General features: G+C 63.7%; 24 protein-coding genes. 10 read left to right on the plus strand and 14 right to left on the minus strand.

Annotated features, from left to right (window positions below; all coding sequences use genetic code 11):
• Positions 1–59 precede the first annotated feature (59 nt).
• Positions 60–431: a YajD family HNH nuclease gene (locus tag ACIPIJ_RS01790; protein ID WP_401072153.1), complete on the plus strand. Its 372-nt coding sequence runs from the start codon at positions 60–62 to the stop codon at positions 429–431.
• Positions 432–502: 71 nt separating this feature from the next.
• Positions 503–973, plus strand: a complete 471-nt coding sequence (locus ACIPIJ_RS01795; RefSeq protein WP_401072155.1) for an RNA methyltransferase — start codon at positions 503–505, stop codon at positions 971–973.
• Between the two features lie 112 nt (positions 974–1,085).
• Here the strand turns inward: ACIPIJ_RS01795 and ACIPIJ_RS01800 are convergent, their stop codons facing one another.
• From ACIPIJ_RS01800 to ACIPIJ_RS01820, 5 genes are all read right to left on the minus strand, one after another.
• Positions 1,086–2,576 (minus strand): aldehyde dehydrogenase, encoded by a 1,491-nt coding sequence (locus ACIPIJ_RS01800; RefSeq protein WP_401072157.1) that lies wholly within the window; start codon positions 2,574–2,576, stop codon positions 1,086–1,088.
• A 2-nt stretch (positions 2,577–2,578) separates the two neighbouring features.
• Positions 2,579–3,481 (minus strand): dihydrodipicolinate synthase family protein, encoded by a 903-nt coding sequence (locus ACIPIJ_RS01805; RefSeq protein ID WP_401072159.1) that lies wholly within the window; start codon positions 3,479–3,481, stop codon positions 2,579–2,581.
• A 68-nt stretch (positions 3,482–3,549) separates the two neighbouring features.
• Positions 3,550–4,878 (minus strand): MFS transporter, encoded by a 1,329-nt coding sequence (locus tag ACIPIJ_RS01810; protein ID WP_401072161.1) that lies wholly within the window; start codon positions 4,876–4,878, stop codon positions 3,550–3,552.
• Positions 4,879–5,060: 182 nt separating this feature from the next.
• The gene (locus ACIPIJ_RS01815) at positions 5,061–6,380 is read right to left on the minus strand and encodes an NAD(P)/FAD-dependent oxidoreductase (RefSeq protein WP_401072163.1); all 1,320 of its coding nucleotides are present in this window, start codon (positions 6,378–6,380) and stop codon (positions 5,061–5,063) included.
• A 61-nt stretch (positions 6,381–6,441) separates the two neighbouring features.
• A complete protein-coding gene (locus ACIPIJ_RS01820) occupies positions 6,442–7,158 on the minus strand; it encodes a GntR family transcriptional regulator (RefSeq protein ID WP_401072165.1) in 717 nt (238 codons plus the stop codon).
• A gap of 463 nt (positions 7,159–7,621) precedes the next feature.
• On the opposite strand from ACIPIJ_RS01820, the gene ACIPIJ_RS01825 reads away from it, so the two are divergent.
• Positions 7,622–7,963: a DUF2892 domain-containing protein gene (locus tag ACIPIJ_RS01825; RefSeq protein ID WP_401072167.1), complete on the plus strand. Its 342-nt coding sequence runs from the start codon at positions 7,622–7,624 to the stop codon at positions 7,961–7,963.
• Positions 7,964–8,030: 67 nt separating this feature from the next.
• Here the strand turns inward: ACIPIJ_RS01825 and ACIPIJ_RS01830 are convergent, their stop codons facing one another.
• Both ACIPIJ_RS01830 and ACIPIJ_RS01835 read right to left on the minus strand, forming a co-directional pair.
• A complete protein-coding gene (locus ACIPIJ_RS01830) occupies positions 8,031–9,239 on the minus strand; it encodes a hypothetical protein (protein ID WP_401072169.1) in 1,209 nt (402 codons plus the stop codon).
• Between the two features lie 41 nt (positions 9,240–9,280).
• Positions 9,281–9,730, minus strand: coding sequence for a YcgN family cysteine cluster protein (locus ACIPIJ_RS01835; protein ID WP_401072171.1), 450 nt, complete (start codon positions 9,728–9,730; stop codon positions 9,281–9,283).
• Positions 9,731–9,874: 144 nt separating this feature from the next.
• Between ACIPIJ_RS01835 and ACIPIJ_RS01840 the strand changes: the two genes are divergently transcribed.
• A complete protein-coding gene (locus ACIPIJ_RS01840) occupies positions 9,875–10,468 on the plus strand; it encodes a nitroreductase family protein (RefSeq protein WP_401072173.1) in 594 nt (197 codons plus the stop codon).
• 72 nt (positions 10,469–10,540) lie between these two features.
• Here ACIPIJ_RS01840 and ACIPIJ_RS01845 read toward each other — a convergent pair whose 3' ends face one another.
• The 4 genes from ACIPIJ_RS01845 to ACIPIJ_RS01860 all read right to left on the minus strand — a co-directional run bounded on the left by ACIPIJ_RS01845 (position 10,541) and on the right by ACIPIJ_RS01860 (position 14,715).
• On the minus strand, positions 10,541–11,473 hold the full coding sequence (locus ACIPIJ_RS01845) for a D-2-hydroxyacid dehydrogenase (protein ID WP_401072175.1): 933 nt from the start codon (positions 11,471–11,473) through the stop codon (positions 10,541–10,543).
• A 78-nt stretch (positions 11,474–11,551) separates the two neighbouring features.
• The gene (locus ACIPIJ_RS01850) at positions 11,552–11,845 is read right to left on the minus strand and encodes a YcgL domain-containing protein (protein ID WP_401072177.1); all 294 of its coding nucleotides are present in this window, start codon (positions 11,843–11,845) and stop codon (positions 11,552–11,554) included.
• The gene (gene rnd, locus ACIPIJ_RS01855; RefSeq protein ID WP_401072179.1) at positions 11,842–12,975 is read right to left on the minus strand and encodes a ribonuclease D; all 1,134 of its coding nucleotides are present in this window, start codon (positions 12,973–12,975) and stop codon (positions 11,842–11,844) included. The genes ACIPIJ_RS01850 and rnd overlap by 4 nt, the downstream gene beginning before the upstream one ends.
• A gap of 102 nt (positions 12,976–13,077) precedes the next feature.
• On the minus strand, positions 13,078–14,715 hold the full coding sequence (locus ACIPIJ_RS01860; protein WP_401072181.1) for a phosphoethanolamine transferase: 1,638 nt from the start codon (positions 14,713–14,715) through the stop codon (positions 13,078–13,080).
• A 254-nt stretch (positions 14,716–14,969) separates the two neighbouring features.
• Here ACIPIJ_RS01860 and ACIPIJ_RS01865 point away from each other — a divergent pair, with 254 nt between their 5' ends.
• The 3 genes from ACIPIJ_RS01865 to ACIPIJ_RS01875 all read left to right on the plus strand — a co-directional run bounded on the left by ACIPIJ_RS01865 (position 14,970) and on the right by ACIPIJ_RS01875 (position 19,066).
• Positions 14,970–15,497, plus strand: coding sequence for a sigma-70 family RNA polymerase sigma factor (locus ACIPIJ_RS01865; RefSeq protein WP_401072183.1), 528 nt, complete (start codon positions 14,970–14,972; stop codon positions 15,495–15,497).
• Positions 15,498–15,499: 2 nt separating this feature from the next.
• On the plus strand, positions 15,500–16,465 hold the full coding sequence (locus ACIPIJ_RS01870) for a FecR family protein (RefSeq protein ID WP_401072185.1): 966 nt from the start codon (positions 15,500–15,502) through the stop codon (positions 16,463–16,465).
• A 75-nt stretch (positions 16,466–16,540) separates the two neighbouring features.
• A complete protein-coding gene (locus ACIPIJ_RS01875) occupies positions 16,541–19,066 on the plus strand; it encodes a TonB-dependent siderophore receptor (RefSeq protein ID WP_401072187.1) in 2,526 nt (841 codons plus the stop codon).
• Between the two features lie 33 nt (positions 19,067–19,099).
• On the opposite strand, the gene ACIPIJ_RS01880 is transcribed toward ACIPIJ_RS01875, so the two are convergent.
• The gene (locus ACIPIJ_RS01880; RefSeq protein WP_401072189.1) at positions 19,100–19,474 is read right to left on the minus strand and encodes a 5-carboxymethyl-2-hydroxymuconate Delta-isomerase; all 375 of its coding nucleotides are present in this window, start codon (positions 19,472–19,474) and stop codon (positions 19,100–19,102) included.
• Positions 19,475–19,590: 116 nt separating this feature from the next.
• Here ACIPIJ_RS01880 and ACIPIJ_RS01885 point away from each other — a divergent pair, with 116 nt between their 5' ends.
• Positions 19,591–19,827, plus strand: coding sequence for a YdcH family protein (locus tag ACIPIJ_RS01885; protein ID WP_012315725.1), 237 nt, complete (start codon positions 19,591–19,593; stop codon positions 19,825–19,827).
• Between the two features lie 104 nt (positions 19,828–19,931).
• On the opposite strand, the gene ACIPIJ_RS01890 is transcribed toward ACIPIJ_RS01885, so the two are convergent.
• On the minus strand, positions 19,932–21,116 hold the full coding sequence (locus ACIPIJ_RS01890; protein WP_401072191.1) for a trans-sulfuration enzyme family protein: 1,185 nt from the start codon (positions 21,114–21,116) through the stop codon (positions 19,932–19,934).
• Between the two features lie 123 nt (positions 21,117–21,239).
• On the opposite strand from ACIPIJ_RS01890, the gene ACIPIJ_RS01895 reads away from it, so the two are divergent.
• Positions 21,240–21,701, plus strand: coding sequence for an Lrp/AsnC family transcriptional regulator (locus tag ACIPIJ_RS01895; protein WP_401073397.1), 462 nt, complete (start codon positions 21,240–21,242; stop codon positions 21,699–21,701).
• A gap of 55 nt (positions 21,702–21,756) precedes the next feature.
• Here ACIPIJ_RS01895 and ACIPIJ_RS01900 read toward each other — a convergent pair whose 3' ends face one another.
• Positions 21,757–24,087: an FdhF/YdeP family oxidoreductase gene (locus ACIPIJ_RS01900; protein WP_401072193.1), complete on the minus strand. Its 2,331-nt coding sequence runs from the start codon at positions 24,085–24,087 to the stop codon at positions 21,757–21,759.
• A 280-nt stretch (positions 24,088–24,367) separates the two neighbouring features.
• Between ACIPIJ_RS01900 and moaA the strand changes: the two genes are divergently transcribed.
• Complete coding sequence (gene moaA / locus ACIPIJ_RS01905) at positions 24,368–25,372, plus strand: GTP 3',8-cyclase MoaA (protein WP_401072195.1); 1,005 nt, start codon at positions 24,368–24,370, stop codon at positions 25,370–25,372.
• The last annotated feature ends 10 nt before the right edge of the window (positions 25,373–25,382 follow it).

Consider the following 25,382-nt stretch of genomic DNA (forward strand, 5'->3'; position numbering starts at 1 on the left):
AAGCGCGCTAGACTCAATGGCATAACCGTCACCTGCCTGATCAGAACAAAGGAAACACCATGAGCTCCACCTCTTCCGCCGCCGCCACTGCGCGCCTCGATCGCATCCTGGCCGATGCCAAGCGCGACAAGGAAATGGGCTACCGCGACAAGGCCCTGAGAATGTACCCGCACGTCTGCGGCCGCTGCGCCCGCGAGTTCGCCGGCAAGCGCCTGAGCGAGCTGACCGTGCACCACCGCGACCACAACCACGACAACAATCCGCAGGATGGCTCCAACTGGGAGCTGCTGTGCCTGTACTGCCACGACAACGAGCACTCGCGCTACACCGACCAGCAGTACTTCAGCGAAGGCTCCACCAGCACCCCGAGCATCGCCAAGGCCACCCACAACCCGTTCGCCGGGCTTGCGGGTTTACTGAAGAAAGACTGACCGTCGATACAGCCACCGCTGCCGCCGGCAAGCCCGTATAATCGCGCTTTTTTTGCGAAGGGCCCCGGCACGTGGCAAACAAACGGTACAGCTGCATCGGCCTGTTCAACCCCAAGTCTGCGGAGAACGTCGGTTCGGTGATGCGCGCAGCGGGTTGCTACGGCGTCAACTCGGTGTTCTACACCGGAAAGCGCTATGAACGCGCGCGTGATTTCGTCACCGACACCAAGCGTGTGCACTACGACATCCCGCTGATCGGCATCGACGACCTGCAGCGCATCATCCCGCTGGGTTGCACGCCGGTTGCCGTGGAACTGGTAGAAGGCGCGCGACCGCTACCTGAATACACCCACCCTGATCGCGCCATCTACATCTTCGGGCCGGAAGATGGCAGCCTGGATGCCGATGTGCGTGGGTGGTGTGAAGAGACCATCTACATCCCCACCGAGGGCTGCATGAACCTGGCGGCGACGGTGAATGTGGTGCTGTATGACCGCATGGCCAAGGGCTTGAACACCCGTTCGGGGCCCAAGTTCAAGTAACAGAAAAGCCGCCGTTGGGGTGTCTGAACCGGCTTCATCGCCGGCAAGCCCTGACACCACAAAGGCGGCCGGGTGCTGAGCTCCGTCAGAACAGCACCGCCCTGCAGTCAGCTCACGAAGCGTTGATCCAGATGGTCTTCAGCTCCGTGTACTGGTCATGGGCCCAGATGGACTTGTCACGCCCACCAAAGCCGGACTCTTTATAGCCACCGAACGGCGTCGAGGCATCGCCCTCGCCGAAGCAGTTGACCGTCACCACGCCCGCGCGGATTTCCCGCGACAGGCGCAAGGCATTGCGCAGGCTGCCGGTGTAGGCCGAGGCGGCCAGGCCATAGATAGTGTCGTTGGCCAACTCGATCGCTTCGTCGATCGTCTCGAAGCTGGTCACGCTCAGCACCGGCCCGAAGATTTCCTCGACGAACAATTTGTTGTCGCGGGCCACGCCATCGACGATGGTCGGCTGCACGAACACGCCCTGCTCGGTCTCTCCCCCGTGCACCACGTTGAGTTTCTGCTCGCCAGCATATTCCAGGTACGACCTGACCTTCTCGAAGTGCGATTTGCTGACCATCGCGCCCAGGCGGTTTTCCGGGTCCAGCGGGTCACCCAGCTTCCAGTCTTTCAGGTGCTTGCCGATGAGCGTCAGCAGCTCATCCTTGACGTCCTTGTGCACGATCAGGCGCGAGGATGCCGAGCAGTTCTCGCCCATGTTCCAGAACGCACCGGCGGTGACGAACTGGGCCACCTCGTCGAGGTCTTCGCAGTCGTTCATGACCACGGCCGGGTTCTTGCCACCCAGCTCCAGGACAATGCGCTTGAGGTTGGACTCGGCGGAGTACTTCAGGAACAGGCGGCCGGTGTCGGTGGAACCGGTGAAGCTGACCATCGGGATGTCCATGTGGCGGCCGATGGCTTCGCCCACTTCACGGCCACCGCCAGGCACCAGGTTGAACACGCCGGCAGGCACGCCCGCTTGGTGGGCCAGTTCGGCCACCCGCAGGGCGCTGAGGGTGGTTTCCTTGGCGGGCTTGACCACGATCGAGCAACCGGCGGCCAGCGACGGGGCGATCTTCCAGGCCAGCATCAGCAGCGGGAAGTTCCACGGCAGCACCAGGCCGACCACGCCAATGGCTTCGCGCACCACCATGGTGACGGCCGCGTTGCCGGTGGGGGCAGTGTTGTCGTAGATCTTGTCGATCAGCTCGGCGTGCCAGCGGAGGGTATGGATGGTTTCGGGCACATCGACGTTCTGGCACTCGCTGACCGGCTTGCCGCTGTCCAGCGCTTCCAGCACCGCCAGTTCGTGGCTGTTGTCTTCCAGCAGCTGGGCGAACTTCAGCAGGATGTGCTTGCGCTCGCCGGGCTGCAACTTGGACCACGCGCCGTCTTCGAATACGCGCTTGGCGGCCGCCACGGCAACATCGACGTCTTGCACGTCGCAAGCGGCCACCTCGGCCAGTTGCTTGCCGGTGGCCGGGTTGGTGGTGACGAAGGTACGCCCCGAGATGGCATCGTGGAATTCACCGTCGATGAACGCCTGGGTGCGCAGTTGCAGGTCGGCGGCGATGGCCGCGTATTGTTCCTTGCTCAGCAATTCAGCCATTTTCAGGCACCTCCTGTGATCTGTGCGATGGTGCGCTTGAGTTCGCTGACGACCCGCGCCAGCGCTTGCTTCTCGGCGGCATCCAGGTCGTACAGCGGCTTGCGCACGCCACCGGTGCTCAGGCCGTTGAGGGCTACGCCGTTCTTGATGGCCTGGACGAACTTGCCACCTTCAAGGAAGTCCATCAGCGGCATCATGGCGGCCATGATCTTGCGGCCTTTGTCGAAGTCTTTTTCGATCACGCAGGCTTCATACAGGGCCACGTGCTCGCGCGGGATGAAGTTGGAGCCGGCGCACACCCAGCTCTGTGCGCCCCAGGCGAAGAACTCCAGGGCCTGGTCGTCCCAGCCGCACGACAGCTGGATGTTCGGGCGGTGGATGGCAAGGCGGTGCAGCTGGGCCATGTCACCGGAGCTTTCCTTGATGGCGACGATGTTCTTCACATCAGCCACGGCATCGAAAAACTCCTCACCCATGCTCACGCTCATGCGGCCTGGGTAGTTGTAGAGCATGATCGGCAGGCCAGCGGCGGCGTCGACGGCTTTGACGTGCAGGGCGATTTCCTGCTGGGTCGGCAGTGCGTAAGGCGGGGTGCCGACCAGCAGCGCGTCGGCCTTGATTTCCTTGGCGTGCTGGGCGAAGGCCACGGCATCTTCGGTGCGGATGCCACCGGTGCCGACGATCAGTGGCAGGCGGCCGTTGAGCACGTCCTTGGCCTGGGCGGCCAGCTCGATGCGCTCCTGGGTGGTGTGCGCGTAGTACTCACCGGTGGACCCACCGATGATGACGCCGTGGATTTTCGATTCGACCAGGTATTCGAGGACCTCGGCAAACGCTGCCTTGTCGATCGAGCCGTCCGCAGCCAGCGGAGTGATTGCCGGGGTGTAGATGCCTTCGAATTTCACGGTGAGTTCTCCAGTGCTTTGATCAGTAGAGGCCGCCGCGGATCGACGCGGCGGCGGGTGTCATGGGTTCAGCCCAGCGAAGCGGCCTGTTGCAGGTTCAGCGAGCGGGTTTCCGGGGCCAGGGCGATGGAAAAGGCCAGGCCGACGAAGGTCACGGCAGCGGCGGCATACATGGTTGCGCCGATGCCATAGTTGTCGAGGGCGATGGGCACCAGCCAGGTACCGACCGCTGCACCGACCCGCGACATGGAGGTGCCCACGCCCACGGCGCCGGCACGAATTTCGGTGGGGAACAGTTCGTTGGGGTAGACGAGTTGCAGCACCTGGGCACCGCCGATGAACAGCGCATAGGCACCGAACAGCACCAGGATGAGCATCTCGTTGCCACTGCTGAAGGCCCCCAGCCCAAGCAGCGCCAGCCCCGACCAGAAGAAGCTGTGCAGCAGCGTGGTACGCCGGCCAATGGTATTGAGCAGGCGAGTACCGATGATGCAGCCGACCACGAACAGGAATGTGATGGCGACCGAACCGATCGACGCCCAGTCGCCCTTGAGGTTGAGCGCGCCCAGCACCCTCGGGGCAAAGGCATAGACGGCAAACACCGGGATCACCGAGCAGGTCCAGAACATGGTGACGAACAACATGCGTTTGCCGTAGCCGGAGTGCAGCAGGCTGAAGAACGACAGTTTGCGGGCCTTCGGCTCCTCCGGCAGGTTGCCCAAGCAGAAGTCGTTGCCGTAGACCCGTTTGATCACCTGCTCGGCTTCGGCCGAACGGCCCTTGCTGATCAGCCAACGCGGCGACTCCGGGGTGCCCAGGCGGATGGCGAACAGCAACGCACCGATCACGGCGGCACTGGCCAGCACCAGCCGCCAGGCATCGTCACCGCCGTGCAACAGGATGGCCTGACCGATGACATAGGCGGTAGCCGCGCCGGCGAACCACAGCACGGTCAGGGTGGCCAGGCGTGGGCCGCGGTTCTTCTTGGGCAGGAACTCCACCAGCAACGAAGTCGCCACCGGGTATTCGATGCCCACGGCGATGCCGATGGCAAAGCGCAGCATGAACAGCGCCAGCGCCGACTCCACCCAGAATTGCGCGACCGAGGACAGAATGAACAGGGTCGGCCCGACGAAGAACACGCGTTTGCGGCCGAAGCGGTCGGTGAGCCAACCGCCGAAGAAGCCGCCAAAGAAAATGCCGATCAGCGCCGAGGCGGCAATCATGCCCTGCCAGAAGCTGGTCAGGTTGAGGCCGGCAGACATCTGCACCATGGCCACGCCGATGATGCTCAACACATAGCCATCGACGAACGAACCACCGCCGGACCGCAGCGTCAGCAACTGGTGAAAGCGGTTGATCGGTACATCTTCAATCGAAATATTCGGACTTGTCATTATTGTTCCTACCCATCATTTGCCTGCACGTTTTCAAGGCGAGCGCACCCGCGAAACTGAAAACTTCTTCAACTTCGGGTGACCGGACTGCGCATCTCGATCATCAAGTTCGGGCAAAGGGAGCCCGTATCGGTCAAATACGACCGACGTCAAATATTCAATGGCCTAACGTATATAAACGATCAGCTTTCTTTGCCCGCGCGCATTTGCCCCCACATCAGGTTGGCGTTCAAACCCAAGGAAACCAAAGGCTGCGGCGGATTCGCGCAAGGTCCGGGGGCATTGAGCAGAAATTCGATAAGTTCGTGCTTGTCCCCCGCCAGCCAATCGGCCAGCAACTTACCGGTGACCGTGCCACGTGTAACACCCAGGCCATTGCAGCACAGTGCGCCCACTACATTCGGCGCCAACTTGCCGAAGAAGCCCATGTGGTTGCGCGACAGTGCCAGCGCACCGCCCCAGGTATATTCGACGTTCACCTCGGGCAACATCGGAAAGCGTCGGGCAAACGAATCGCGATGACGCTCGACGAAGCGTGCAAGGTATTTACGGTTGCTGCGCCCATCGGGGTTGTAGCTGAAGCTGTTGCGGATCAGCAGGCGATTGTCGACGGTGCGGCGCAGGGTGGTGCCGAACGGGTCTGCCGGGATCACGCCCCAGTGCGCCTTGCCTCCCAGGCGAGCCTGTTCTTCCTCGGTCAGCGGGCGGGTGATGCTGGCGTAGGTGAACACCGGCAGCATGCGGCCTTTGAGGAACCCGAAGCTCATGCCGAAGGCGTTGGTGGTAAGCACCAGCTTGTCGGCCGTGATCGAACCGTTGGCGTGGCGCAGCACCACCTTGTCACCGTACTCGACGTCGGTGATCGGGGTGTTTTCATAGAGGGAGACGTTGCTCGGCAAACTGTCGGCCAGGCCCTTCACCAGCGCCGAGGGCTGCAGCAGCGCTGTGCCGGGGGTGAACAGGCCCTTGCGGTAGAAGTGCGTGCCGATGTGCTCCGGCAGGTCGCGCCCTTCAATTACCTCGTAAGGCTGGCCGAGCTTGTCCAGGCCGCGGCGGTAGGCATCCAGCACGGCGATGCCGCGGTCTTCGATGGCTGCCTGGTATTTGCCGCAGTGGCGAAACTGGCACTCGATGTCATGGCGCTCGATCAGCTCTTTGAGGTAGGACTGCCCGCCCAGGTTGAGCTTGAGTACAGTCTTGGCAATACCGATGTCGCCAATGTAGTCCTCGGCACCGATGTCATGGGGCAGGTCGATGGCAAAACCGGCATTGCGCCCGGAAGTGCCGAAACCGACCTCCTGGGCCTCGATCAGTATGATCTCGTCATGCGGGAAGTTCGTTGCCAGCTGGCGCGCCGCAGCCAGGCCAGTGAAGCCGGCGCCGACCACCACCCAGCGCGCCTGGCTATGGCCATTGTGGGCCGGGCGCGGTGTGCGCGGTTCGCTCAGGTGATACCAGCCACAGGTGGCATCATCGGCAGGTAACGAACTTATTCTTGTCATGTCACTAACCTGGATCGTGTTGTTGACGAGCGGTCAGCGCCAGCGGCGAGACCTGGTGAACTCATAGTTGAAGAGGTACATCCAGCCCTTGCGGGGCGGCGTATTCGGCCATGCGCCGACGCGACAGCTCGAAGTGCTCGCGCACCAGTTGCCCGGCGGCCTGCGGGTCGCGGCGCTCGATGGCCTGGATCATCTGGTCGTGCTGATCGCAGGCGGCCTCGAGGTCGCGCTGCATGTCATCGGTGGTCGGGTGGCGATAGAAGATCTTGCCCAGCCGGGTATGGTCGATCAGCAGGCGACGCAGGCTCGGCATCAGGTAGTCGTTGTGCGCCATCTTGCCAATTTCCAGGTGAAAGGCGTCGTTGTAGAGCACGCGGTTTTCCACATCGCGCTCTTCGATAGCCTGGCGGAACTGCGCCTGGATGGCCTTGAGCACTTCGATTTCGGCTTCGCTGGCGTAAGTGGCGGCCAGTTGGGTAGTGGCGATGTAAATGAGAGGGGCGGCAACAAAGAAGCTGTGCAGCGAGTCGTGGTTCATCGCGGCAACCCGCGGTGCGCGGTTGGCTTCCAGCTCGATGTAGCCTTCAGCGGCGATCTGGCGCAGCAGCTCACGCACCGGGGGGCGCGACAGGCCGAACTCGTCGCACAGCGCCAGTTCGTCCACTACCGCGCCAGGGGCCAGTTCCATGCTGAGGATTCGGCGGCGCAGCGCTTCGGCGAGGACGGCCTTGCGGTCCTGCGGCACCTCTGCACTGATCGGTTGAACGGTGGCATTCATGGCGGCCTTCTTTGTTGTCATAGCGCTGTGTCTACTATTTGTATAACGACTATAGGGCACTGTTAGACAATGTGTCTACAGCATTTTCGATGAACGGTGAAATTGCTGGAAGCCCCTGATTTAAAGGGCTCGAGCGAGATTTAAGGTGAGATTAAACACCCTTGAAGCTGCATTGCCAAACCGGACAGGTAATTATCCAGACAAGACACTTGCGCACGAAGCGCGCGCCAACGCCAGGGTCAGCGACACCTCCATGCGATGCTGCGGCATCACGAACAGGGGCCCCGGGCGAACACGATGTTGCCCCAATCCGCCACGCATTTGACCAGACCTGACATTGGCCGAGGCAAAGACGTCGCGCTGCGCAGCCTTCACCGCCTATCGCGCTACCGCTCGGCACATCGACTGAACGGCGCGGGCTGCGGGCGAGTCAGCTGCTTACACTTCACAGGGAGGGCTTGCCATGCTCGATATTCATTCCACATCGGCATCACCGGAACACAATGTCCAGGGCCTGGAGCGGGTCGGTTCACTGGCCGGCGGCGCGCTGATGTTCAGCAAGGGCCTGCGCCACGGCGGCCTGATCGGGCTGCTGCAGATGGTGGTGGGCGGCATCGCGGTGGCGCGCGGCGTCAGCGGGCATTGCGCGACCAAGACCTGGTGGCAGCAGCATCGTCAGGAATATCACCGCTTGCGTTCGGACATCGAGCGCAGCGCAGAAGAGTTGCAGGCACTCAAGCGCAGTGCCGATGCGGCGACGCGCGGGGTGACGGTGACGGGGAAAGATCCGCTCACCGGTAGTTGAGGGGTTGCCTGTACTGGCCCTTTCGCGGCACCCGCCCGCGAAGAGGCCAGTACTGGCACCAGGGGCACTAGCGAAGTGCCTTGCTCTGCAACACCTCGGACCGCCGCCCCAGCACGTTCTCGCTGATCTGCACGAACTCCTCGGTACTGACCTTGGGCAAGCGCATCAATGCCTGCGTCACATCGTCCAACGACCGCTTGGCCTGGGTGTGGATGCGGATTTCCTTGTCCAGCGCCTGCAACAGCAACACCCCACGCGCCACCTGGGCCGGGCTTGCATGCTCGCCGCGCAGTTGGGTGACCTTAGCGCCCTGCTTCTGCAAACGCGCCTGCCACACCTGGTAACGGTCATCGCTCACGCCCCCGGCCCGACGCAGCAGTTCATTGGCGTAATAATCGGTGAGGCTCTGGCCCAGCCACTCACTGTCGGCACTCACGCGGATCTGCGCAAAGAGCTGCACCAGTTCGCGCAGCAACGGGCTGCTGCCATTTTCGCTAACCATGGGCCGTGTACTGTGCACGTACAGCGAACCGCGTGCCGACATCGCTCCGCGCCACATGCCATCCCGGGCACCGATCAGCAGCAGTTTGGGCGGGTTGCGCGGGAACACGGCCTGCAAGTGCGGCCAGACGAAGGTCAGCAAGGTCAGGTTGTCCATCCGCCGCATGCCCTGCCCCACCGGTGCCGCCACCGTCACATCGGTTTCGCCCAGGCGGGCGCGGCGGCTGCCCAGGTCACCCGCGAGCATCCAGCCTGTCGGGCGATCAAACAGGCGCGAGACGTTGTCGATGCGGAACTTGTCCTTGCCAACCCGCGGCCAGGAGGTTTCGATGCTCTTCCAGCCTTCGGGGAGGTCGACCGACAGGCGCGCCACCAGCTCGGTGCCGTCTTGCTGGTCAAGCCGTGCCGGTGGCACCAGCTGGTCGCCAAGGAACAACGCCCAATGCGGCGTAATGCGCGAGGAATAGGCGCCGCTGCGCAGCTTCTGGTCCAGCTTCACCCGGTAGCTGAGACTGGTCTTGCCCGCCGCCGGGTGCCACACACCGCGCTCGCCCTGCACCTGCCACTGGCCGTCAGCCTGGAAGCCGCTGTAGGCACCCACCTTGCCCAGGTCGAAGTCGAGGCTGCGCACGGCGCTGCCTTCGGCCAGGGTCAAGCGTACTTCGGCCTGGCCATTGGCGGGCAGCAGGCGGACCTGGTAGTCGAGGTCGACTTTTTTCGCCCAGGCCGGCTGACTGGCCATGAGGCCCAGGAGCAGCAACAACTGGCAACGCATACAGAAACTCCTTGTTCCCCAGAGGCGACGGCCCGCGCCGCTCAGCTGGCGCGAAAGATCAGGTGGTCTTCCCAGTCGTCTTCGTCCACATCCTGCTCCCTGAGCATACGCCCCGACTGGGAAATGCGCTGTTCATGCACCTGTTGGCGATCGCCACAGACCAGGTGGTGCCAGGCCGGCAGGTCCTTGCCCTCGCTGACCAGGCGATAACCGCAGGTGCTCGGCAACCACTTGAACTGGTCGGCCTTGCCCGGGGTGAGCTGGATGCAGTCGGGCACCTCGGCGAAGCGATTGGGGTAGTCGCTGCACTGGCAGGTGTTCAGGTCCAGCAGCTTGCAGGCGATGCGCGTGTAATAGACGCTGTTGTCGTCCTCGTCCTCGAGTTTTTGCAGGCAGCACAGGCCACAGCCGTCACACAGCGACTCCCACTCTTGCGGGTCGAGTTGTTCGAGGGTCTTGCGCCGCCAGAACGGCGCACTTTCAGCGATCATCACACGGGTTTCCTGCAGTCATCTTGAGGCCGCGGCGCGCGGCGGCGCCAGTCTAGAGCCTGGCCTTCGGCAACGCCAGACCGCTTGTCAGTACCGAGCGGACGCAGTAGCGTGCGCTCTTTCCCCTCAGTTGCAGGAACAGCCATGAGCGCCAACCCCCGCATCGCCGATTACGCCATCAACGAACAGTTCATCAATCGCTGGTCGCCACGTGCCTTTACCGCCGAGCCGATCAGCGAAGAAACCCTGCTGAGCTTCCTCGAAGCCGCCCGCTGGGCGCCGTCGGCCTACAACTCGCAACCGTGGCGCTTCCTCTACGCGCGCCGCGACACGCCGAGCTGGGAGCGTTACCTGAGCCTGCTGGTGCCGTTCAACCGCAGCTGGGCGCAGCAGGCCTCGGCGCTGGTGCTGATCATCTCCAAAACCACCTTCGCCGCCCCGGGCGCCAGCGAAGAAAAGCCGGCCCTGTGGCACACCTTCGACACCGGTTCCGCCTGGGGCCACCTGGCGCTGCAGGCGAGCATCAGCGGCTGGCATACCCATGGCATGGCCGGGTTCGATCAGGAGCTGGCACGCAAGGAATTGAAGATTCCTGATGGGTACGTGCTGCATGCCATGGTGGCGATCGGCAAGTTGGGCGACAAGGCGAGCCTGGACGAAGGCCTGCAGGCGCGCGAAGTGCCAAGCCCGCGCCGGCCGCTGAGCGAGCTGGCAGCTGAGGGGGATTTCAGCCTGTAAACAGTGTTGTATACCCTGGCCTCTGTGGGAGCGGGCTTGCCCCGTGAAGAGGCCAGCACAGCCACCTTTTAATCAATAACCCCGAGCGAAATCCACTTCCCCACGCAACCCCTGCCCGGCCTGATACTCGCGCACATTCTCGACAAACAACCGCACCATCGCTGCCGGCGAGGTGGGCGCCGAGCTGTGCCCGGTCAGCAGCAAGCCCCAGGCCGTCCAGAACGGGTGGCGCTGCGGCAGCGGCTCCTGCCGACACACATCGATCACCGCGCCTGCCAGGTACCCCTCTTTCAGGGCCTCGACCAGGTCGGCATCGACCACCGCCACCCCGCGCCCGGCATTGATGAACAGTGCGCTGGGCTGGAAGCACTTGAACAACGCGGCGTCGTACAGGTCATGGGTGGCGGGCGTATCCGGGAGCAGGTTGAGCACGTAGTCAGCCTGCCCGACCATGCGCGGCAACTCCGCCAACCCGGCCACTTCCACAAACGGCGCCTGCTCACGGGCCGTGCTGGCGATGCCATACAGGGTTACGCCAAACGGCTGCAGGAACTCGGCCACGCACTGGCCAATATCACCGGTGCCGACGATCAGCACCTTGCGCCCTTCAAGCGTGCGCCCCGGGCGGTCGTCCCAACGGCGCTCGACCTGGCTGACCAGCCGCGACAGCACTTCCCGCTCGTGCCCCAGCATGTAGGTGAGCATGTACTCGGCCATCACCTGGCCGAAGATGCCAACCGCACGGGTCAGCCGATAATCCCTGGGCAACCCCTCGGCCAGCAACGGCGTGATGCCGGCCCAGGTCGATTGCATCCAGGCCGGCTGGTGGCCTTGGCGCAGCAGGCTCGCCAGCAGGTCCGGCTGGCCCAGCCAGACCTGGCACTGCGGGGCCTGCCGGGCCAGTTCGGCGGAGTCGCCGCTGGTCAGGATTTCCAACTCCGGGGCAGCTTCGCCCAACAGCCGGGCGTAGGTGGCATGATCCTGTTCAGCGATCAGAACGCGCATCAAAGTGACAACCTTGGCAGACAACGAAAGCAGCCCGCCATGCGGGCCACCTGGGTATATGAGGGGACCGGGCCTGGGTCAGACCGGGTCGTTGCGGCGCAGCAGCTCTTCGGGCAGGTGCTCGATGTACTCGTCTTCGGCCGGCGGCATCTGCAGGTGATAGCCCTGCGTTTCCAGGTTATCCAGCACTTTGACGATGTCTTCGCGGGCCAGCGTGCGTTCGGGGGTCAGTACCAGGTCGAAGGCGTGCACGGGCTTGCCGAAGAACGGCAGCAGCGCCTCAGGCACGCGCTCCAGGCCTTCGGCCTTGAGCACGTAGAGGTACATTTCGTTTTTGCGGGGGCTCTTGTAGATCGAGCAGATACGTTTCATCGGGTCTCTCCGGCGCCTGCCAGGTCGTCCAGCAGGGCCTGGCCCATCCGCTCACGGCGCCAGCCGCGCAGCGAATCGGGCAGTTGATAGGGGCCGTTGGGGTAGCCACTTTTCAGCAGGGCTTCCAGGGCTTTCTTGCGCAGCATCAGCTCCGGGGCGATGCCAAGGCGCTCGCCTTCGGCCTGGCCGATGGCGCGCAGGCGCTTGAGAATGCCGGCGGCTTCGATCGGCAGCGGCTCGGGCAGCGTGGCCGGCCATTGTTCAGGCGCCAGGCTGGCCGCACGCTTGATCAGCTCGATCAGCACGGCGCCGTCCTGACGGATGGTGCGCGGGTGCATTTCCTCGATCTTGGCCAGCGCCGACAGGTTGTCCGGTTGACCCTTGGCCATGGGCCACAGCGAGTGCTCCTTGAGGATGCGGTTGCGCGGCACATCGCGGCTACGGGCTTCACGCTCGCGCCAGGCGCACAGTTCGCGCAGCACCGCCAGTTGCTGGGGGCGCAGCTTCCAGGCCAGCTTGACATCGCGGTACAGGCTCTCGGGCTCGACTTCACGGCGCAGGGCCGCGACCAGCTCGGCGCCGTCTTCCAGCACCCAGGCGTACTTGTCGTCGGACAGCCGTGGGCGAAGGGCCTCGAACAGCTCGGCCAGGTGCACGGCATCTTCGGCGGCATAGCTGACCTGGGTGTCCGACAGCGGACGCTGCAGCCAGTCCGAGCGGGTCTCGCCCTTGGGCAGCTCCAGGCCCAGTACTTCCTGCACCAGGCGCGAATAGCCCATGGAGAAGCCCAGGTTCAGGTAGCCCGCGGCAAGCTGCGTATCGAACAGCGGCTGCGGCAGCTTGCCGGTCAGGCGCAGCAGTACCTCAAGGTCTTCGCTGCAGGCGTGCAGCACCTTGACCACGCCAGCGTCGTCGAGCAATTCGCCCAGCGGCCGCCAGTCGCCGATCAGCAACGGGTCGATGAGGAAAGCCCGCTCGCCGTCGCCGATCTGGATCAGGCCGGCTTTCGGGTAAAACGTGTCGACCCGCATGAATTCGGTGTCGAGCGCCACGAAGGGCAGCTTGCGCCACTTCTGGCAGAGTTCGGCCAGGGTCTGGTCGTCACGGATCCAGTGTATTTCGATGGCCACGAGGCTCTCCCACAAACATTGGCGCGCAGTATATACGGCGCGGGCACTGCGGGTGAAACCTGGCGACCGCCGTGCCCTCGCGGATATTGAAAGCGTAATCGATCAGCGCTTGGCCGCCAGCCATGGGCGGCAGCTGGCAAATATGTCCAGCGACTGCTGGTAGACCTGGGTATGCACTTGCAGCAGGCCCAGCATGGAGTGGAACAAGTTGTCCTGCGACAGCGGCGCATCGCTGAGCTTGGCCAGGCAATCGGTGTCCAGGCCGAAGTCTTCCTTGTAGCTGTCGGAGAACCAGGTCAGCAGCGGCACGTGTTTCTGCTGGTCGGGGGCAATGGCGTACGGGGTGCCGTGCAGGAACAGGTTGTACTCCCCCAGCGACTCGCCGTGGTCGGAGAGGTAGATCATCGCCGTGTCGACCTTGTCCTGTTTGCTGCGCAGGGTGTCGATCAACGAAGCCAGCACCTTGTCGGTATAGGCCAGCGTGTTGTCGTAGCCGTTGATGATTTCCTGTTCGCTGCACTGGTTCAGGGCGTTGCTCTGGCACACCGGGGTGAAGCGTTCGCTGCCGCTGGGGTAGCGCTTGAAGTACTCCGGGCCGTGGCTGCCCATCTGGTGCAGCACCAGCACAGTGTCCTTGTCGAGGTTGTCGATCAGCTCGCCCAGGCCCTGCAGGAGGATTTCGTCGTGGCACTCACTGTTGGCGCACAGCGCCGGGTCCTTGAGGTTGCTGACATCGACGAACTGCACGCGGTCACAGGTGCCCTTGCAGCCTGACTGGTTGTCACGCCACTCTACGGCCAGGCCGGCGCGCTGAAGGATATCCAGCAAGCCTTCGCGGTTCTTCGCCACGCGGGCATCGTAGTCCTTGCGCGGCATGCCGGAGAACATGCACGGCACCGAAACCGCTGTTTCAGTCCCGCAGGAGCGCACATCGGAGAACGCCAGCAAGCCCTGTTGCCTGGCCAGGTTGGGGGTGGTTTCACGGCCATACCCGAGCACGCCGAAATGGTCCGCCCGTGCACTTTCACCCACGACCAGCACCGTCAGCGACTTGCGCTCATGATGCTGCCAGGCGGCATCACGCCGGGCATCGGTACCGTAACTCTGGAACGGCCTGGCTGCAGTACCCACCCGCTCACCGACATAACCGATGGAAGCCCCCACGATATTGCTCGGCGTGAGCATCAGGCGCAGTTCATGGTGATTGCGAAACAGCGAAGACAGCCCCTGGTAGTTGACCAGCGCCACCGAGCCCAATGCCACCACACAGGCACCGCTGACCACCAGCTTGCCGAGCACTTCACGGTGCCAGGCCCGGTAGGCGATGGGGGCTTTCCACAGTAACAGTGACGGCAGTACACCGAGCAATACTATATAAGCGGCAAACTTGAAAGCGAGCAGATCGCGCACTTCCGTTACATTGGTTTCGGCCAGATTACGGAACATGCCGGCATCGATAAGTACGCCGTATTGATTCATGAAGTAAGCGACACCGGCACCGCTCATGAACAACACGATCAATAGCGGTTTCAATACATAACGAAAAGCAAACAGCGTCAACACCAGATTGAACGCGAACAACATCAACGCGGCGAACGCCAGGCTCAGCCACAGCCCAGGCAAACCGGCCGGCACCACCTGCTGCAGGTGCTCCCACAAAAACACGTTGAAGCCAATCAGCAGGTAAACACTGGCCAGCAGCGTGACCCATTCAGTCCGCAGGGATTTGAAGTTCAACATGGGTGTTTAATCCAGAGTGTTTATCAACCCTCGGCCGTTTGGCACCGTGGGAAAGTTGGCGCAACTGTAGAAACCGGCTCCTCAAATTTTTGTGAAAAATTAGGTGACAATTAGTCCGAAACGGCCATTTTCATGAACGGATTGCAATCAGTTCAGCGGCCATTCAGGAAACCGACGAATAAACCGCCAGTTGCGCAACGGTATCCCGACTGGCTAACATCCGGTAACGATTCTCACTTACGCGCCGGTATCCCATGCACTCCGCCGACTCACCCAGCCCGTACCCGCTAGAACAGCTGTACAACGAGCACCATGGCTGGCTGTTCGGCTGGCTGCGGCGCAAGTTGCGCTGTTCGCACCGCGCGGCGGACCTGATGCAGGACACCTTCGTGCGCATTCTCGCTTCGCGCGACGCCCTGCTGGGCATGCGCGAGCCGCGAGCCTACCTGAGCACCACGGCGCGACGGCTGATGATCGACCAGGCGCGTCGCCAGCAGATCGAGAGCGCTTACCTGGCGGAGCTTGCCTTGACCGTCGATGCCCTCGAAGGGCATCAGTCGCCAGAACGTATCCTGGTCACCCTCGAAGCGCTTGAGCAGATCGCCTTCCTGCTCGAAGGCCTGCACCACAATACCCGCCAGGCCTTCGTCGGCTACTACCTGGACGAACTCAGCCAGCCGCAGATCGCTGAACGCCTGGGCATCTCGCCACGCATGGTGCGCAAGCACCTCGCCCAGGCACTGGTGCATTGCCACCAGGCGCTGGACCTCGGCGAGGGTTGAGCATGGCCTCGATCGAGGAGCAGGCAGCGGAGTGGGTACTGCGCCTGGGCGAGGAGCCACTGAGCGCAGACGAGCAGCGCGAGCTGGACGTTTGGCTGCTGGCCGACCCCCGCCACCGCGCAACCTTGCAGCGCATGCAAAGTGTCATCAGCCAGCTGCAGGGCCTGCGCGAACAGCGCGGCCCGGCGGCTGCAGCGCTGGCCACGGGCAGGCCGACGGTGCGGCGCACAGCAATGGCAAGGCGCACGCTGTTGGGCTTGGCCCTGGCCGGGCTACTGTTCGGGGGCCTGCGTGTCGATGGCTGGCAACCCGGGGACTGGCTGGCAGACCTGCACACCGCGCCCGCGCAATGGCGCAGTGAAACCCTCGAGGACGGTTCTCGCCTTACCCTGGCCGGCAATTCGTCGATCGACGTGCACTTCACCGCCGGCGAGCGGCGCCTGCGCCTGTTGCGTGGCCAAGTGTTAGTGGATGTCGCCCACGACACGGCGCGGCCGTTCGTGGTGCAGACCGACGAAGGCAGCTTCCGTGCGCTGGGCACGCGTTTCGTGGTCAGCCAGGGCAGCGGACGCAGCGAACTGACCATGCTCGCATCGCAGGTCGAAGCACGCAGCGCCCAGGCTGGCGGGTATCTGGTAGCCGGCCCCGGCGAGCGGGCCTGGGTCGAGCGCGAACGGGTCGGGCCGCTGCCGGCCATCGACCCACAACGCATCGAACTGGCCTGGCAGCGACACCAGCTAGTGGCCGATGGCATGCCCCTGGACCAGGTGCTCGATGCCCTGGCCGCGCAGCGCAGTGGGTTGCTGCGCTACGACCGCCAGACACTGCACGGCATCACGGTGTCGGCCGTGCTGCCGCTGGATGACAGCCAGCGTGCACTGCAACTGCTGGCCGAGGCCCTGCCGATTCGCATCAAGCGGCTCGGCCCCTGGTGGACCACGGTCGAGCGCGTGCACAGCACACATTGAATCGCCGTGGTTCCGCTTCTTGCGCGTGGCCCGTCAATCAACAGGCCAACAGATCAAGAAAGGAGCCACACCACCATGCGCCGATTCCCTGGCCGCCCCCTCCTCAGCCCGCTACCGCTGTGCCTGCGCCTCGCTTGCGCAGGGCTGGCCGCGCCGGTGCTGGTTGCCCCTGCCCTGGCCCAGGACGAAGCCCGCCAGCATTACGACGTGCCCGCCGGCAACCTGGCCGAAGCCTTGAATCGCTTCGCCCAGCAATCCGGCGTGGCCGTGGTGTTGCAACCCCAGGACCTGGCGGGTCGCCGCAGCGAAGGCCTGCACGGCCTGTATTCGGTGGACAGCGGTTTCGCCGTGCTGCTGGCCGGCAGTGGCTACCGCAGCGCGCGCAGCGCCAACGGTTACCGCTTGGTGGCCGAGCCGCAGGCGGCAGAGGCCAGGGTAATGGAGCTGACCGCGACCACGGTGGCCGGCCAGGGCATGGGCGAGAGCACCGAGAACACTCGCTCCTACGCCCCGGGGCTGATCAGCGTCGGCTCCAAGACCCCCATCAGCGTGCGCGAGACGCCGCAATCGGTGTCGGTGGTGACCCGCCAGCTGATCGAAGACCAGCAGCTCACCGACATCAACCAGGCGATGAAGGTGACCCCGGGGATCATCACCCAGAGCACCACCGTGCGCACCCAGGACTTCATCTCGCGCGGCTTCTCAATCCAGAACCTGCAGATCGACGGCGCCGCGCCGCAGTCTTTGGGCACGTCGATGGGCTCGTTCTACTCCTCGAACATCTTCGACCTGGCCGAGTTCGACCACGTCGAGGTGCTGCGCGGTGCTGGCGCGCTGTTCGGCGGCACCGGCGACCCGGGCGGCATGATCAACCTGGTGCGCAAGCGCCCTACCGCCTACAACCAGTTCAAATTCACCCTGTCCGCCGGCAGCTGGGACAACTACCGCCAGGAGATCGACCTGTCCGGCCCGCTGGGCTGGGATGGCCGCTTGCGCGGACGCCTGGTGGTGGCCAACACCGACCGCCAGTACTTCATCGACAACCGCGCCAGCGAAAAGCCGCTGGTGTATGGCGTGTTCGAAGCCGATGTGACCGACGACACCATGCTCACCTTCGGCGTGCGCTACAACAAGGCCCACGAAACCGGCACCCAGAGTTCTGTGCCGCGCTACGCCAACGGCGCCGACCTGGGCCTGCCACGGCATACCGGCCTGACCCAGAACTGGTCCTACATCGACGTGACGGCGCGCGAGTACTTCGCCAAGCTCGACCACCGTTTCAACGATGACTGGAAGCTCAACCTCAGCTACACCAACATTTGGGACCTGGGCCTGTTCAAGACCGCCTCCACGCTGAACGCGGTCAACCCGGTGACCGGCACCGGCGCGACCTGGTACGGCACCCTCAGCCGCCAGGAGAATGAACAGCACCTGTGGGACGGCAACCTGGCCGGGCACTTCCAGGCCTTTGGCCTGGACCACGAGCTGACACTGGGCGCCGACTACCAGAAAATCGACAGCCGCTGGCTGGGCACTGCGGCGCACGCCGACGCAGGCAGCCCGGCGAATGTGTTCGACCCCGACAGCAGCCCGTTCCCCGACCAGTCCAGTGCGCGCAACTACACCCGCGACTACAGCCCCAACTCCCAGCGCCAATACGGTCTGTATGCCAGCTTGCGCCTGCAGTTGGCCGAGCCGTTGCACTTGGTCGTCGGCGGCCGCGCCCAGCGCTACCACTTCTGGCAGACCTACCGCACACTCAGCAATGGCAACTGGAACACCGTTTCCAACCCTGAGCAGCGCATCGGCACCAAGGTCACGCCGTTCGGTGGCCTGGTCTATGACGTGAACGAGCAATGGTCGGCTTACGCCAGCTACTCGGAAATCTTCAAGCCGCAGTCCAACCGCCTGGCCGGCCCGCAGAGCAGCAGCAACACCCTCGAACCGATGACCGGCAAGACCTACGAGACGGGCCTGAAGGGCGAACTGTTCGACGGCGCGCTGAGCACCAACCTCGCGCTGTACTACACCACCCGTGAAAACGAGGCCGTGCAGGACCTCGCCTACCCGCAACAGAGCGCGCTGTTCTCCGGCAGCTGCTGCTACCAGGCCAGCGGCAAGGTAGTGAGCAAGGGTGTCGACCTGGAAGTCTCCGGCGAGCTGCTGCCGGACTGGATGCTGATCGGCGGCTACACCTTCAACCTCAACCGCAACCGCACCTCGGGCTCGGCGCTGAACACGGTCATGCCCAAGCACCTGTTCAAGCTCTACACCACCTATCGCCTGCCAGGCGTGCTGAACGACTTCAAGGTTGGTGGCGGCGTGCAGGTGCAGAGCGCCACGTATGTCAGCGGCACCGCCAGCAGCGTCGACAGCACCGGCAAGGTGATCGCCGCCTCGGTACCGTTCGACTATGCCCAGGCCGGCTATGCGATCTGGAATGGCCTGGTGGAGTACCGCATCGACGACCACTGGGACGTGACGCTCAACGGCAATAACCTGTTCGACAAGAAGTACTACGAGACTGTGGGCACTTCGACCTATGGCAACTACTACGGCGAACCACGCAACTTCATGCTGACCCTGCGCGGCAGTTACTGAAGGGTCGGGGGCGGTTGTTGCCCCCGGCACTCGTCAAGCTCGGCCCGAGCCGATGCTTGCCTTGGCATAGGGCTCGCGGTCGATATCGAGGACTTCCACGCACAGCTGCAGGTCCACGCCCTCCTGCTGCGGGACGGCTTCACGCAACACTTCAAGCAAGCTGGCTGACAATTGTTGCTTCACCTCGTGCGAGCGCCCGCTGAGGATGGCCAGGCGCACATGGGCAAACGCCCGCTCACCCAGGCCGGTGCCAACCCGGTAATGGCTGAATGCCTGGGCGCGGCTTTTGATGTCCGCCTCGTCGCCAAACTGGCCGCTGCCAAACAGGGCGTGGTTCAGGCGCAGCAGCAGCACGTCGACGTTGAGTTCGCGCAGGTTGTCGCTGTATTCCAGGTTCAGGTGAGGCATGGCACAGGTTCCAGGCGTTGGGGAGATCGACAGCCTACCCCCAGTCCCCTACCCGCGCAAAGGCGGCTATCCTCAAAGGTCAGGACCTTAACGACAACCCTGACAGAGGTGAAGAAATGCCAGTTCCGCATGATCTGCTCGCTGACTTGCACGTTACCGCTGATGCATTCCAGGCACTGATAGACAAGGACCAGACGCTGCATGCGCTGCACAAGGAATACAACGCCAAGGACAAGGAGGTGGTCGCCGCCGAAGGCAATGGTACCAACGACGACACCGTCAACCGCCTGCGCAAGGAGCGCCTGCTGATCAAGGACAAGATCGAACGGATCATTCATCCGCCGAAATCTTAATGAATTCGTGCTGAATCAACCGGCCCTATCGCCGGCTGGCAGGCCCCCACAAGTACCGCACAACTTTGTGGGAGCCGGCTTGCCGGCAATAGGGCCACCCGCTTTTACACCGCAGCCGAAGCCCTCAATGCCCCCTCCAGGTCTTCGATCAGGTCGCGGTAATCCTCGATCCCGATCGACAGCCGCAGCAGGCCTTCAGTGATGCCCATCACACCCTTCTGCTCCGGGCTCAGGGAGTTGTGCGACATGCTCCAGGAGTGGTTGATCATGCTTTCCACACCGCCCAGCGAGTCAGCCAGGACAAATACCTGCAAGGCTTCGACCAGACGGTTCAGCGCTGCCCGATCGCCACCCTTGACCTTCATCGCGACAACGGCACCGCCGGCGCGCATCTGGCGCTTGCACAGCTCATGCTGCGGGTGACTCTCCAGGCCTGGGTAATACACCTGCTCGATCTGCGGGTGGCCTTCGAGAAAGCGCGCCACCTGCAGGGCATTGGCGCACTGGCGCTCCATGCGCACGTCGAGGGTTTTCAGGCCACGCAGGGCCAGGTAGCAGTCGAACGGCCCCTGGATCGCCCCCACGGCCATGCTGATCTTGCGCAGGCGCGCCAGCAGGGCGTCATTGGCCGCCACCACCACACCGCCAGTCAGGTCGGAATGGCCGCCGATGTACTTGCTGGCCGAGTGCATCACCAGGTCGACGCCGAGGGTGATCGGCCGCTGATTCCAGGGCGAGCAGAACGTGTTGTCGATGCAGGTGAGGATGCCACGCGCCCGCGCCAGGTCGCAGACGGCCTTGATGTCGACCAGGTGCAGCAACGGGTTGGTCGGTGACTCGATCCAGATCAGCTGGGTTTCGGGCTTGATGGCCGCCGCCACCGCCTCGATATCGTTGAGGTCGACGTACGTGGTGGTCAGGCCCGAAGTGCGCGCGCGGTAGTCTTCAAGGATGCGGAAGGTGCCGCCGTAGACACCGTTCATCACCACCACGTGGGCGTCCTTGGGCAGCAATTCCAGCACCGTGGCCGTAGCGTTGACCCCGGAGGCGCAGGCCACCGCGCCAACGCCTTCTTCCAGCGCCGCGACGCAGCTTTCGTAGGCATGCCGGGTCGGGTTGCCGACGCGGCTGTAGGCGTACTCGGGGTTGTCGTCGAGGCTGCGCTTGATGTACGAGCTGGCAGTGTAGATCGGCGGGAAGATCGCGTTGTCGGCGACGCTGAACTGCTCACCGGCGTGGATGGTACGGGTGGCGAAATTACGCGGCTTGTCGGACATGGTCGGGCCCATTGGCAGATGTAAGGGCGCAACTATCGCACAATCACGCGGCGCGGCAATGCCTGGTGTTGCAGGAAATTTTTCTACCGCTGGGGTACTCTGGGGGAATAATTTTCTGACCGGCCCGTGACCAATATGGACAGCTTCGACCAGCACATTCTTACCCTGCTCCAGCGCGACGCAGCGATCTCGCTGAAGGACCTGGCCGAAGCCGTCAACCTGTCCACCACACCGTGCTGGAAACGAGTCAAGCGCCTGGAAGAAGACGGCTACATCCTCGGCCGCGTCGCCCTGCTCGACCCCGAGCGCCTGGGCCTTGGCCTGACGGTGTTCGTCCAGCTCAAGACCCAGCGCCACGACAGCGCCTGGCTGGAGCAGTTCGCCGCGACCGTGCAGGGCTTCGAGGAAGTGATGGAGTTCTATCGCATGTCCGGGGATTGGGACTACATGCTGCGAGTGGTGGTGGGCGACATTGCGGCCTATGACCGGTTCTACAAAAAGCTGATCACCCGCACCGAGGGGCTGTCCAATATCACCTCCAGTTTTGCCATGGAGCAGATGAAGTACACCACGGCGTATCCGGTGTATAGATCCTGATCGGTGCCGGCCTTATCGCGGTTTCATCCGCGATAAGGCCGGGGAAGGCAAACGATCAATCCGCCGCCAGCACCGCCTCGATCCGGTTGTCAGCCTTGGCTTTCTCCAACCGAATCGCCACGAACTTCGAAGTCGGCGTATAGGTCCCCTCGCCATAACTCTCCAGCGGCACCAACGGGTTGGTCTCCGGATAGTAAGCCGCCGCCTGCCCATCGGGGATGTCGTATGCCACCAGCCGAAACCCTGACACCCGCCGCTCTACACCGTCCTCCCACAGCGACACCAGGTCCACCTGCTCGCCCGGCTCGAAGCCCAGCCGGCGGATGTCCGCCTCGCTGACGAACACCACCTCACGCAGCCCGAACACCCCACGGTAGCGGTCGTCGAGCCCATACAGCGTGGTGTTGTACTGGTCATGCGAACGCATCGTCTGCAGGATCAGGTCGGGCTTCTCGCCCCGCGCCAGCACCTGGGCGTTGACCAGTTGCTCAGGCAGCTGGCTGGCACTGAAACGCGCCTTGCCGGTCGCCGTGCGCCAGTTGCGATCGGCCGCGCTGTTGCCCAGGTGGAACCCCCCCGGGTGCTGCAGGCGTTCGTTGAAGTCGGCAAAACCTGGGATGACATCGGCGATCATGCTGCGAATGCGGCTGTAGTCAGCCACCGCGTACTCCCAGTCGATTGGCTGGTTACCCAGCGTCGCCTTGGCCATGCCGGCAACGATCCACGGCTCCGACCGCATGTGCGGCGAGCGCGGACGCAGTTGGCCATGGGAGATATGCACCATGCTGAAGGTGTCTTCCACGGTCACGCCCTGCGGCCCGCCGGCCTGCAGGTCGATCTCGGTACGGCCCAGGCAGGGCAGGATCAGTGCATCGCGGCCAGTGACCAGGTGTGAGCGGTTGAGCTTGGTGGAAATCTGCACGGTCAGCGCGCAGTTACGCAGCGCCGCGTGGGTACGTGGGGTGTCCGGGGTGGCCTGGGCGAAGTTGCCGCCCAGCCCGATGAACACCTTGGCACGCTGCTCTTCCATGGCCTTGATCGCCAGCACGGCGTTATGCCCGTGGGCACGTGGCACGCGGAAGTGGAAGCGTTTTTCCAGCGCATCGAGCAACGCCGCCTTGGGCTTCTCGTCGATGCCCATGGTGCGGTCGCCCTGTACGTTGCTGTGGCCGCGCACCGGCGACAGCCCGGCACCCGGCTTGCCGACGTTGCCACGCAACAGCTGCAGGTTGACGATTTCCTGCACGGTCGGCACCGAATGGCGGTGCTGGGTAACCCCCATGGCCCAGCACATGATCACCCGCTCGGCCTTGCGGTACATGCGCGCAGCCAGTTCGATCTCGGCCAGGGTCAGGCCGGACTGGTCGACAATGTGCGCCCACGAGGTGGCATCCACCGCCGCCAGGTAGTCATCGACACCGCTGGTCTGTTGCGCGATGAAGGCATGGTCGAAGACCGCAGGTTCACCCTTGGCCTGGGCTTCGCGCTCCCACTGCAGCAGGTATTTGGCCATGCCGCGCAGCGCTGCCATGTCGCCGCCCAGGGCCGGGCGGAAGTACGCGCTGGTGGTAGGTTCAGAGCCGTTGCTGAGCATCTCGAACGGGTGCTGCGGGTGCTGGAAGCGCTCCAGGCCACGCTCCTTGAGCGGGTTGAAGCACACCACCTGGGCACCACGCTTGACCGCTTCGCGCAGCGGTTCGAGCATGCGCGGGTGGTTGGTGCCGGGGTTCTGGCCGATGACGAAGATCGCGTCGGCCAGCTCCAGGTCATGGAACACCACCGTGCCCTTGCCCACCCCGAGGGTCTGCGACATGCCCACGCCGCTGGCTTCGTGGCACATGTTCGAGCAGTCGGGGAAGTTGTTGGTGCCATAGGCGCGGACGAACAGCTGGTAGAGGAACGCCGCCTCGTTGCTGGCCCGGCCCGAGGTGTAGAACTCGGCCTGGTCGGGCGATTCGAGCGCGCGCAAGTGCTTGGCGATCAGGGCGAACGCCTCCTCCCAGGAGGTTTCGACGTAGTGGTCGGTAGCCGCGTCGTAGCGCATCGGATGGGTCAGGCGGCCCTGAAATTCGAGCCAGTAGTCGGTCTGCTCGGCCAGGGCGCTGACGCTGTACTTGGCAAAGAACGCGGGGTCGACCGAACGGCCGGTGGCTTCCCAGTTGACCGCCTTGGCGCCGTTCTCGCAGAACTTGACCATGTCGCTTTCCGGCGACTCACCCCAGGCGCAGCCCGGGCAGTCGAAGCCGCCGTTCTGGTTGGTCTTGAGCATGGCCCGCAGGTTCTTGAAGGCGTTGTCGCTGCCCAGCCAGCTCTTGGTCACGCTTTTCAGCGCGCCCCAGCCGGCGGCCGGCCCCTTGTAGTCCCTGATGTGTTGGTCCTGGCTCATGCGGTCAATCCTCACGCGGGCATCGAAAAGGTGCAGCGGATCGTGTCGTCCGGTGCTTGTTTCCAGCCTATGGATGCCGGCATAGGGCCGTCCAATCGAAATGCCTTACGGGGTGATAAGCCGTTTCGATCATGGAGGGCCGAGATACTTTAGGCCCTTTAAAGATGCGGGCTGCGGTCGTGATAGAGGAGATTGATCAAGCAGTCGGGGAAAGCAATTTGACGGGGAGCACTGCAGGTTATAGCGTGGACCTAGTACCCCTTCCCTGCCGAGCGCGAACGTGGAACAGAACAGCCGGGCCCTGATCGACGGCTTCAATCGGAAAATCGACTACCTGCGGATGTCGGTCACGGACCGCTGCGACTTCCGTTGCGTCTACTGCATGGCCGAAGACATGCAGTTCCTGCCACGCCAGCAGATCCTCAGCCTTGAAGAACTGTTCCAGGTGGCCGAGCGCTTCGTCGCCCTGGGTACCCGCAAAATTCGCCTCACCGGTGGTGAGCCGCTGGTGCGCCAGGGCATCGTCGACCTGTGCGGGCGCATCGCCGCCCTTCCTGGCCTGCGTGAACTGTGCATGACCAGCAACGGCTCGCAACTCGGCAGGCTGGCCCAACCGCTGTTCGACGCCGGGCTGTCGCGCCTGAACATCAGTCTCGACAGCCTCGATACCCAGCGCTTCAAGCAACTGACCCGCACTGGCGACCTCGCTCAGGTGATCGCCGGCATCGACGCCGCCCGCCGCGCGGGCTTCCAGCGCATCAAGCTCAACTGCGTGGTGCTCAAGGGCCGCAACGACCACGAACTGGTCGACCTGGTGCGCTTTGCCATCGACCGCGAGCTGGACATCACCTTCATCGAAGAAATGCCGCTGGGCGTGATCAGCGAGCACGAGCGTGGCGAGTCGTTCTGCTCCAGCGACGAGGTCCGCGCACGCCTGGCCGAGCAGTTCACCCTGGTCGAATCGACCGAGTCCTCGCAAGGCCCGGCCCGTTACTGGCGCCTGGCGGAAGCGGAAAATACCCGCGTCGGCTTCATTTCGCCGCACAGCCACAACTTCTGCGCCACCTGCAACCGCGTGCGCCTGACCGTCGAAGGCCGCCTGCTGCTGTGCCTGGGCAACGAGCACTCGATGGACCTCAAGCAGGTGCTGCGCGCGCACCCGGGTGATGCCGAACGGCTGGAAAAAGCCATCCGCGCCTCGCTGCACCTCAAGCCTTACCGCCACCACTTCGAGGTGGGTGGCGATGTGCAGATCCTGCGCTTCATGAACATGACCGGCGGCTGATCGGCCGCCT

Source organism: Pseudomonas sp. NPDC087185 (assembly GCF_044744955.1).
GTDB lineage: Bacteria > Pseudomonadota > Gammaproteobacteria > Pseudomonadales > Pseudomonadaceae > Aquipseudomonas.